The sequence below is a fragment of the Moorella naiadis (nom. illeg.) genome, from assembly GCF_051020825.1.
Taxonomy (GTDB): domain Bacteria; phylum Bacillota; class DSM-521; order Neomoorellales; family Neomoorellaceae; genus Neomoorella; species Neomoorella naiadis.
In genome coordinates this window covers 65,119-73,840 of record NZ_JAXGFQ010000015.1, presented here as the reverse complement: position 1 = coordinate 73,840, position 8,722 = coordinate 65,119, and the positions used below count along the sequence as shown (strand labels likewise).

The 8,722-nt window shown below is 56.3% G+C and carries 9 protein-coding genes; 3 read left to right on the top strand and 6 right to left on the bottom strand.

Translation table 11 applies throughout. The features are described 5' to 3' along the window. On the top strand, positions 1-262 hold a 262-nt coding region (locus tag SDD30_RS10940), incomplete at its 5' end, for an Rpn/YhgA-type helix-turn-helix domain-containing protein (RefSeq protein WP_494517270.1). Between the two features lie 155 nt (positions 263-417). On the opposite strand, the gene SDD30_RS10935 is transcribed toward SDD30_RS10940, so the two are convergent. The 5 genes from SDD30_RS10935 to SDD30_RS10915 all read right to left on the bottom strand — a co-directional run bounded on the left by SDD30_RS10935 (position 418) and on the right by SDD30_RS10915 (position 4,827). Beyond that, the gene (locus SDD30_RS10935; protein ID WP_434074953.1) at positions 418-792 is read right to left on the bottom strand and encodes an ECF transporter S component; all 375 of its coding nucleotides are present in this window, start codon (positions 790-792) and stop codon (positions 418-420) included. A 92-nt stretch (positions 793-884) separates the two neighbouring features. Then, entirely contained in the window at positions 885-1,643 is a 759-nt protein-coding gene (locus tag SDD30_RS10930; RefSeq protein WP_434074952.1) for a slipin family protein, read from the bottom strand. Next, a complete protein-coding gene (locus tag SDD30_RS10925) occupies positions 1,558-2,592 on the bottom strand; it encodes an NfeD family protein (RefSeq protein ID WP_434074951.1) in 1,035 nt (344 codons plus the stop codon). Before SDD30_RS10925 ends, SDD30_RS10930 begins: the two co-directional genes overlap by 86 nt. A gap of 242 nt (positions 2,593-2,834) precedes the next feature. Further along, entirely contained in the window at positions 2,835-3,917 is a 1,083-nt protein-coding gene (locus SDD30_RS10920; protein WP_434074950.1) for a 6-phosphofructokinase, read from the bottom strand. 202 nt (positions 3,918-4,119) lie between these two features. Continuing rightward, positions 4,120-4,827 carry a DUF2225 domain-containing protein gene (locus tag SDD30_RS10915; RefSeq protein WP_434074949.1) on the bottom strand — a complete coding sequence of 236 codons (708 nt, stop codon included), beginning with the start codon at positions 4,825-4,827 and terminating at the stop codon, positions 4,120-4,122. Between the two features lie 187 nt (positions 4,828-5,014). On the opposite strand from SDD30_RS10915, the gene SDD30_RS10910 reads away from it, so the two are divergent. Both SDD30_RS10910 and SDD30_RS10905 read left to right on the top strand, forming a co-directional pair. After that, positions 5,015-5,776, top strand: coding sequence for a flagellar motor protein (locus SDD30_RS10910; protein ID WP_434074948.1), 762 nt, complete (start codon positions 5,015-5,017; stop codon positions 5,774-5,776). Between the two features lie 100 nt (positions 5,777-5,876). Beyond that, the gene (locus SDD30_RS10905) at positions 5,877-6,629 is read left to right on the top strand and encodes a flagellar motor protein MotB (protein WP_434074947.1); all 753 of its coding nucleotides are present in this window, start codon (positions 5,877-5,879) and stop codon (positions 6,627-6,629) included. 199 nt (positions 6,630-6,828) lie between these two features. On the opposite strand, the gene SDD30_RS10900 is transcribed toward SDD30_RS10905, so the two are convergent. Beyond that, on the bottom strand, positions 6,829-8,478 hold the full coding sequence (locus SDD30_RS10900; protein WP_434074946.1) for a D-alanyl-D-alanine carboxypeptidase family protein: 1,650 nt from the start codon (positions 8,476-8,478) through the stop codon (positions 6,829-6,831). Between the last annotated feature and the right edge of the window lie 244 nt (positions 8,479-8,722).

The window sequence follows — 8,722 nt, the reverse complement described above, 5'->3', positions numbered from 1 at the left end:
CATCCTGGACGCAAGCAATCCCTGGGAGGTGGAACGGATGATTTACAACCTGGAATTGACCCTGGAAGAGATGCAGCGGCAGGCTTTGTTGAAAGGCAAGATGGAAGGTAAGATGGAAGGTAAGATGGAAGGTAAGATGGAAGGTAAGATGGAAGTAGCGAAAAATATGTTGTCGCTGGGCATAGAAATGGATATGATTGCCAGGGCGACCGGGCTTGCTCCGCACGAGATCGCCGCGCTGAAAAAGCAACTGGAGCAGTGACTCTGGCCTGTTGTAAATTTATAAATCCTGCGCAGGCACAGGATATTTCTCCTGTGCTTGCCCCCTATACTTAACGCGGAGGAGCGGACGTGAAGGCGGTTCCGCAGCGAGCCAGCGGGAACTAACATCACTTTTGTAGGCTTTACCAAAGTTCATCAGGAGGGCCTCTTATACTGCTCGGGCAGGGCTTGATACACGATAACCGCTATAACCCCTCCTGCCAGGGCCGTAAGCAACTGGGGGATCTGGAAAGCCTGCGCCAGCTTGGGGGGCAAGACCAGAATGAATTTCAGCGCTAACACGAAGACCCCATACTTGCATACCGCGGCAGCAATGACGCCGGCCCAGGGGTTAAACCTTGCCAGCAGGCCGAAAACTATCACCAGCGTAGCGTTGGCTGCCATTATGAACGGCGTTATGGGCTGGGCGAGCGGGGGCACGATGCCCCGCATGAGGGCGATCCACGGCGTCAGGGCGCCTATGACGACCCCGCCCCCTATGCCTACGGTAAAAGTCGCTAAAAACAGCATCGCGTTTACCAGCGGGCCTGTCACCGGCTGCGGCAGGCCGGCCATCTGGACTGCGACCGTCAGCGCCAAAATTTTTTAAGGCAAGTAATCTCCTATTTACCGGTCAAGTGCTCCGAAAAAGCCTTAAACAAATCTATAGGCACCGGGAACACTAGAATATTACTCTTATCGGAAGCAATTTCCGTCAGAGTCTGCAGATACCGCAGCTGGAGAGAAGCCGGTTGAGCAGAAATAATCCGGGCCGCTTCGGCTAGTTTTGTAGCCGCCTGGAATTCCCCGTCTGCGTGGATTACCTTCGCCCGCCGTTCCCTTTCCGCCTCAGCCTGGGCTGCCATAGCCCGTTGCATACTCTGAGGTAACTCCACATCACGTATCTCTACAAGGCTTACCTTTACTCCCCAGGGCTCTGTCCCTTCATCAATGATTTGTTGCAGGCGCTGGTTGATCTGTTCCCGGTGGGCCAAAAGTTCGTCCAGGTCTGACTGGCCCAGGACACTCCGCAAGGTGGTCTGGGCTAGCTGGGAAGTAGCGCGAACATGATCCAGGACCTTAATCACGGCATTGGCCGGTTCAATTACCCGGAAATACGCCACCGCATTTACCTTGACCGTGACGTTATCCTTCGTTATGGCCTCCTGGGCCGGCACATCCATGGTCACGGTCCGCAGGTCCACCTTTTGCATGCGCTCGATGAAGGGTATCAAAAAGAAAAGACCGGGCCCCCTCACCCCTACATAACGGCCCAAGCGGAAAATAACTCCCCTTTCATACTCCTGTACCACCCGAATGGATGAGGAAACAAGACTGATTATAATTATGAGCACTGCTATAAGGGAAATAAAATTCTCCATAGCTATATATCCCACCTTTCTGTAAGCTTTCTATGCCCTCTTCACCTTTAATTTCAAGCCTTCTACGCCTATTATTATCACCTTTTGGCCCGCTTCCACTGGTTCTATGCTTTCCGCTTTCCGCTTTCCACCTTTCCCCTTCCACTCTAATTATCCCTTCCGGCTTTAGGTCGGTTAATGCTACCCCCATTGCACCCTGGAGGCTTTCCTGGCCGGTAACCACACGGCGCCGCCGGGCTTTGACTACAGCTCCCAGGAGGAAGGCCACAAATGCGGCCAGACCGAGGGCAGTAACTCCCACTAGGCTGAGGCTAAGGCGCAGGGCCGGCGGCCCCCCGCTAAAAAGCATGAGGGACCCCAGGATAAACGCAACCAGTCCTCCCCCCGCCAGCAGTCCGTGACTCACTATCAAAGCCTCTGCCGCCAGCAGGCATAGGCCCAAAAGCATAAGAAGAACCCCACCGAACTGCGCATCCAGGCTGCCCAAAGCGTAAAGCCCTAGCAACAAGCTTATGCCACCGGTCACCCCTGGGAAAACAGCCCCCGGGTGGTATAGTTCCATCAGCAAGCCTACGCTGCCAACCGTCATGAGGAGGTAGGCAATATTGGGCTCACTGATTTTAAATAGCAGGCGCTGAACCAGACTCATAGCTAAGAGTTTAACCGGGGCACCTGCTAACTGAAGCTCGACAGCCCTTCCATCTATCAAAGTAACCTTCTTGCCATTGAGCTGCTGTAAAAGCTCCTCTCTGCTAGCAGCTCCCAGGTCTATTAATTTAGCCTTCACAGCCTCGCCATCGCTAAAGGACTTGCTCTCTAACACCGCCGTCTCCGCCTGCAACGGGTCGCGCCCCCGCATCTGGGCAATGCTCCGCACCCAGGCCGCCGCATCCTGGGTAATTTTCTGCTTTTGCACGTCTGACAGATTACTCTCATCACCGATGGACACAGGGTGGGCGGCCCCTATCCTGCTGCCTGGCGCCATGGCTGCCACATGGGCGGAGATGGTGATGAAAGTCCCCGCTGAACCGGCCCAAGCTCCCGCTGGCGAAACATATACTATCACAGGTACTCTGGAGTTCAATATACCCTTTACTATCTCTTGCGTGGTGCTGTACACACCGGCATGATGCCTTATCTTTAACTATAACTTCGATGTAAATAAGAGATAGTAAATATGAGGTTAGTTCTTCACTCCCCAAAACTAATGCCAATCGCCCGGGCCGTAGCCAGGAGCTGGTGGTCCATGGGGATGGTCCGGGGCTTGCCGACGGCTTCTTCCAGGGGTACATGGGCGATATCGGTACCCCGCAGGCAGACCATAACCCCGTGAATGCCTTCAACCGCCAGCTGGGCCGCGGTCACGCCGAAGCGGGTGGCCAGGACCCGGTCGTAGGATGACGGCGAACCGCCCCGTTGGATGTGGCCCAGGACCGTCACCCGGGTTTCAATGTCGCTCTTTTCTTCGATCATCTGGCCTACCAGCTGGCCGATGCCTCCCAGGCGCACCTTCTCCACGCTGCCCTCCACCCGGCGCTGGACGACCAGTTCCCCTGCCGGCGACTTGACCCCCTCGGCGACCACGACGATGCTGAAGGGCTTGCCTTCGGCCCGGCGGGCCTCGATCTTAGCCAGTACCCCTTCAATCCGCCAGGGAATCTCGGGTACTAAAATGACATCGGCACCCCCGGCCAGACCGCTGTAAAGGGCGATCCAGCCGGCGTAACGGCCCATGAGTTCCAGGACCATGACCCGGTGGTGGGACTCGGCCGTGGTATGCAGCTTATCCAGGGCGTCGGTGGCCGTGCGGACGGCCGTGTCGAAGCCGAAGGTCTGGTCGGTGGCGGCCAGGTCGTTGTCGATAGTCTTGGGGATGCCGATAACCCGTGCCCCTTTGGCCTTAAAATCCCGCGCCCCGGCCAGGGTGCCGTCGCCGCCTACTACCAGCAGCACTTCGATGCCCATTTGCTTCAGGCGTGCCACGGCCTTATCCGACATGTCACGGTAAGTAACCTCACCGTTTTCTTTAACGGGAAAATAAAAGGGATTACTGCGGTTGTTGGTTCCCAGGATAGTGCCGCCCCGGTGCAGGAGGCCGGAGATAGCCGGCGGGTCCAGCTTGATGTAACGGCCCTCCACCACGCCGGTATAACCATCCAGGAAGCCAATCATTTCGTAACCGTGGCTGAAGGCCGTCTTAGTCGCCGCCCGGATGACGGCGTTGAGGCCGGGGCAGTCACCGCCGCCGGTAAGGATAGCTAAGCGTTTGGGCAAGGTTATCCATCCCTCTCGTATTTTGGTAACATCATAGCAGTTTGACCGGGTGAAAGCAAGCTTTCGCCCCCCTGGGCGGGAGCAAACAGGAGAACCGCTCCCTTGTTTGCTTGTTAGCGCGAACTAAGGGCGGTGCGTTAACCTCCTTCTGACCCTTCTGTACACCTGCCACTACGAACCGGACTGTGATTATTCGCGAACGTTAACCTCCATGTGGCCTTTCTCCAGGGGGATGGACCTCAGCCAGCTTTTCCCGGTAAACCGCCCAGCGCTCCTGCAGTAAATCCCGTAGATAGGGTTCTAAATTGCGCCTATTCACCAGGCGCCCCAGCCAGCGACAGGCTGCTTCATAATTACCCAGCCTTCCTTCCAATTCACCGATGAGGTAGCTAATCAAATTGGGGTTTTTTTCCTCGCCCGTCCCGCTCTCCTTTTCATAGGCTTCCTGGTAAAGATCGCAGGCATAGCGGAGGTACTTTTTTTCTTCCCCTTCGTCATGGTTGTAGCGGTAAAACCAAGCAATATGTAAACAAAGGCCGGCAATAACCGAAGGTTTCTCCTGGTTAAGATTCCCGCACAATAAGGCCAGTTTATAGACATTAAGGGCCTCCTCCAGGGTACGGGGACCGGTGTAGTCTTTCCGCGCAATCTTGCGGATATACTCCTCCTCTATAACCGCCCGGTGTTCTTTTTTTACTGGGCTGGAATTAGCAGTAAAGGCGTAACCGCAGTGGGGGCAAACCATGACCTCGTAAAAATAGGGGTTTTCCCCCTCAAAATAGGCACATAAATCGCTGTCGCGCCGCACCTGGCGTACCCGGCTCAGGCGCAGCTTCTTATTAGTAAATTCCTGGCCGCAAAAAAGGCATTGATAACGTTTGTTGTACAAGGGCTCAACTGGTACAGCCATTTATCATCCCTCCCGGGGTTTACCACAGACCAATTAACATATTCTACGCCAGCCCCCAACTTCCTACCACCGCAAATATGATTTTGCGCCCCATCCTCAACTTTTTTAGCCAGTAGTCGATTACATAGTTATGTAGGTAAAATATTTAAAGGGGGGTAGTCCGGCTCTTCACCGTCGCCGGACGCTTATGGACCTGGCAAGCATACTGGGAGTAACCACGGCCGTGGCGGCCATCTTAATAGCCTTGCTGATGGAAGGAAACAGCCTGGCCGCCCTGGTCAATATCCCCGCATTTATTATCATCCTGGGTGGTACCGTAGGTGCTACCGCCTTTTCTTGTCCCCTAAAGGAGCTACGCCGCGTTCCCAGCCTCCTGGGCCAAGTATTCAAGGAAAGCCACGACGACTCCGGGAATCTCATTGACACCCTGGTCAACCTGGCGGAAACTGCCCGCCGGGAAGGCCTCCTGGCCCTCGAGAGTCGCTCCCAGCAATATGATGACCGTCTCCTGCGCCACGGCCTGTCCTTCGCCGTCGACGGCATCGATCCGGAAGAGATCCGCCGGATTATGGAAAACGAAATCATCCGCCGGCAGCAGGAATATAAATCCGGTGCCAGCATCTTCGAGACTGCCGGGGGTTATGCCCCCACCATGGGCATTATCGGCACAGTTATCGGCCTGGTCCATGTCTTGAGCAATATAAGCGATACCACCAAACTGGCTGCCGCCATTGCCGTGGCCTTCCTGGCCACCCTGTACGGCATTGCCAGCGCCAACATCATCTGGTTACCCATAGCCGCCAAGCTCAAAGCCCGGGCCAGCGAAAAACTGGTGGCCGACCAGATCATCATGGAAGGCATCCTCGGCATCGTCCAGGGGAAAAACCCGCGTTTAATCCAGCGGGAGCTGGGCACCCTGGCCGGGCTGGAATCGGCCAACGAAGTATAGCAGCCTGGACTCCCTTCCTCGTATAGTTTATTTCCCGGCCGCTAATCTCGGGAGTATCACCGGAGGGGTTTTTCCTTTTAAAGAAAGGAAAGGTTAAAGGATGTCTGTCTTTAAAAAAATCCAATCAGAGGATGAAAGTCATGCCAACAGCCACGCTGGTGCGGGTAGTATGCGCTGGCTGTTGACCTATGCCGATCTGATTACCCTCTTGATGGCCTTTTTTATTGTCATGTACGCCGTTTCCAAGGTTGATATGGTTCGCTACCAGCAACTGGCTCGGGCCCTGGGCCAAATCTTTAACAGCAGCGCCGGCAGCATGTTCCTCCCCGAACCGGGCAGCGGCGAGCAGGTGGTACCGCCGGATGAACTGACTGGTATCAGTAGCGAGCTACAAGCCTACCTGGCACAACAGGGTTTAAAAGACCAAGTTTTTGTCACTTCTACTAGCCAGGGACTGATTATCAGCTTTACCGGTTCCGTCCTCTTCGACCGGGGCCAGGCCACCCTACATCCCGATGCCGTGCCGATTTTACAAAAAATCAGCGGTTACCTGCAGCAAGTACCCAATTATATCGGCGTCGCCGGTTCTACCGATGACCTGCCCATCAACACCTCCCAGTTCCCCAGCAACTGGGAACTATCCGCCGTCCGGGCGACCACGGTCATCCGCTATTTCACCGAAACCGCCGGCCTCGCACCCTCCCGCTTCATCGCCCTGGGCTATGGCGAGTACCATCCCCTGTTCCCTAATACCACTGAAGAAGGGCGTCGTAAAAATCGCCGGGTGGATGTGATTATCTACCGGCAAAACCCCTTCGCCACCCAGGGGAAAGAGAATAAACCCGCAAGTTAGGCTTCTTTTGGGCTAGAGGAACTGGCTGCAAGCTCTAAGGCTTCTTGCTCCGCCGCAGCTGCGCGCAAAGTTTACGTTTAAAGAAGTCTTCCCCTCAAGGGAAGACTTCTTTGTTGTGTCCTGCAGTTGGCGCTATAGCAGGCGTTAGGTGCAGGATGCTGGTAGTTAAGATACAGGGGGCTGAAAGTTACGGCGGAGTTTATAAAGCCTTCCAGGATTGCACCCGGCTCGCTGCCATCCCCCGCCGTTGTCGCCGGGCCTGCAGCAGGCGGTAGGAGCCGTACGCCAGGGCCAGCACCAGGCCGGTCAGCAACCTCCACCCCGCCGGGCTCAAGGGCCGGGCGGGTATGGGCTGGCGGTTGGTCACGTCGACACGGCCGATAATTTCGCCATTCTGCTGAAAAACTATCTCCCCGATCCGGGTCCCGGCCGGCGCCGGCCTTTTAAAGGGCAATAGGTACAGCTGGCCTCCGGGCCGGGTGCCGTCGTTTTTAGGGCGGACAATAGCCAGGTCACCGGTGGCTGTTAGTTCCACCCTGTGCTTGTCATCCAGGTGCAGGGCCCCTACTACCTCACCCCGGCGGACCAGCTGGATGGTTTGAAAGCCGTTAAAACCGTAATCCAGCAGGGCCGAGGCGTCTTTATCGGCGGCCCTGCCGCCGGGCTCATCCAGGACGACTACGATAAAGGTCTGGCCCTGCCGGGTGGCTGAGCCTACCAAGGTATAATGGGCCTCCGAGGTGTAGCCTGTCTTGATGCCATCAGCACCTTCATAATTCCAGAGGAGTTTATTCTGGTTTACCAGAGTCGTCTCCCATTCTTTACCGTGCCAGGGACGGGTTTTAGTAGCTACTATCCGGCGAAAGGTTTCATTCTGCATGGCCGCCCGGGCGATGACGGCCAGGTCGCGGGCGGTGGTGTAGTGGTTGGGGTCCGGTAAACCGTTGGGGGTCACAAAGTGAGAGTTTACCGCCCCCAGGGCGGCGGCCTTTTCATTCATCAACCGGGCGAAGCCTGCCATCGAGCCGCCGTAGTACTCGGCGATGGCCAGGGCGGCATCGTTCCCGGAGTTCAGCAGCATCCCGTAAAGGAGATTCTCCAGGGTCACCTGCTCGCCTTCCACCAAATACACCCTGGTGCCGTCCACCCGGGGCGGGTTGGGACCGACGGTAATCACGTCGTTCAGGTGACCCTTTTCCATGGCGATGAGGGCGGTAAGGATCTTGGTGGTGCTGGCGGGGGCCAGGTGCTCGTCAGGGTTTTTGGCGTAGAGTACCTTACCGGTGGTTAGATCCATTAATACCGCTCCCTGGGCGGTAAGCTGGGGTGGCGGGGCCAGGCCGGCAGCATTTGGTGAGGCAGCAGCTGCGGCCCCGGGAGCGGTATTCGTAACCATACTGTCAGCAGCAGCCGTCTTCGCGCCGGCGCCCCGTGCCGTGCTGGCGGCAGCAGCCCGCGCGGTGCTACTGATGTCAGCTCGCGGGATAGCGGTGGTGCCAGTAACAGCAGCGTTGCCAATATTCGTGTCTGGGGCGCCGGCAATGGTGATGCCCGGTAAAGTAATTTCGACAATGGTACCCTTCGCAGCCCCGGTAGTAATAGTCTTCGTGGCCGCATGATTGGTGGTACTCGTACCGGCTGCAATATTGGGGGCAATTTTGTTGGCGCCGGCATTACCGGTGGTGTCGTTCGTTCCCGGGTCATACGCAGCACTGGGGGCAGCGACGTTTGTAGCCCTGGTGTTGGTGGTAGGGCCATCGGTGGCCGCGCCCGGTATTATAGTTGTCATCGTAAGTAAAGCGATAACCGTAACCGAATAGATTACTTTTGCCAATCTGTGCGGTGGCATTGATCCCGGCAAGCCCCTTCCCCTAGAAACAAGTTTACATATTTTTCGCTTGCCCTTTTAATTTCTACGTCCCACCTTGATTTTCCTGCCTCTTACTGTTTTTCACCAGACATTGGCGGGTTAAACGCGCCGTCAAGCCCCTCACCTGGCAGGGGGGGGAACTGAACACAAAACCGTTCCCATCGCTGCCGCGGACCGGCAAAAGGATTAAAGTCGGATCTTTTAAGCCAGGAGAGGTCGCCCT

What these genes read in the sequence shown, in the direction of transcription:
- SDD30_RS10910 (WP_434074948.1), top strand. Translation starts at nt 5,015, where the DNA reads ATGGACCTGGCAAGCATACTGGGAGTAACCACGGCCGTGGCGGCCATC.
- SDD30_RS10935 (WP_434074953.1), bottom strand. Translation starts at nt 792, where the DNA reads ATGCTGTTTTTAGCGACTTTTACCGTAGGCATAGGGGGCGGGGTCGTC.
- SDD30_RS10915 (WP_434074949.1), bottom strand. Translation starts at nt 4,827, where the DNA reads ATGGCTGTACCAGTTGAGCCCTTGTACAACAAACGTTATCAATGCCTT.
- SDD30_RS10930 (WP_434074952.1), bottom strand. Translation starts at nt 1,643, where the DNA reads ATGGAGAATTTTATTTCCCTTATAGCAGTGCTCATAATTATAATCAGT.
- SDD30_RS10905 (WP_434074947.1), top strand. Translation starts at nt 5,877, where the DNA reads ATGTCTGTCTTTAAAAAAATCCAATCAGAGGATGAAAGTCATGCCAAC.
- SDD30_RS10900 (WP_434074946.1), bottom strand. Translation starts at nt 8,478, where the DNA reads ATGCCACCGCACAGATTGGCAAAAGTAATCTATTCGGTTACGGTTATC.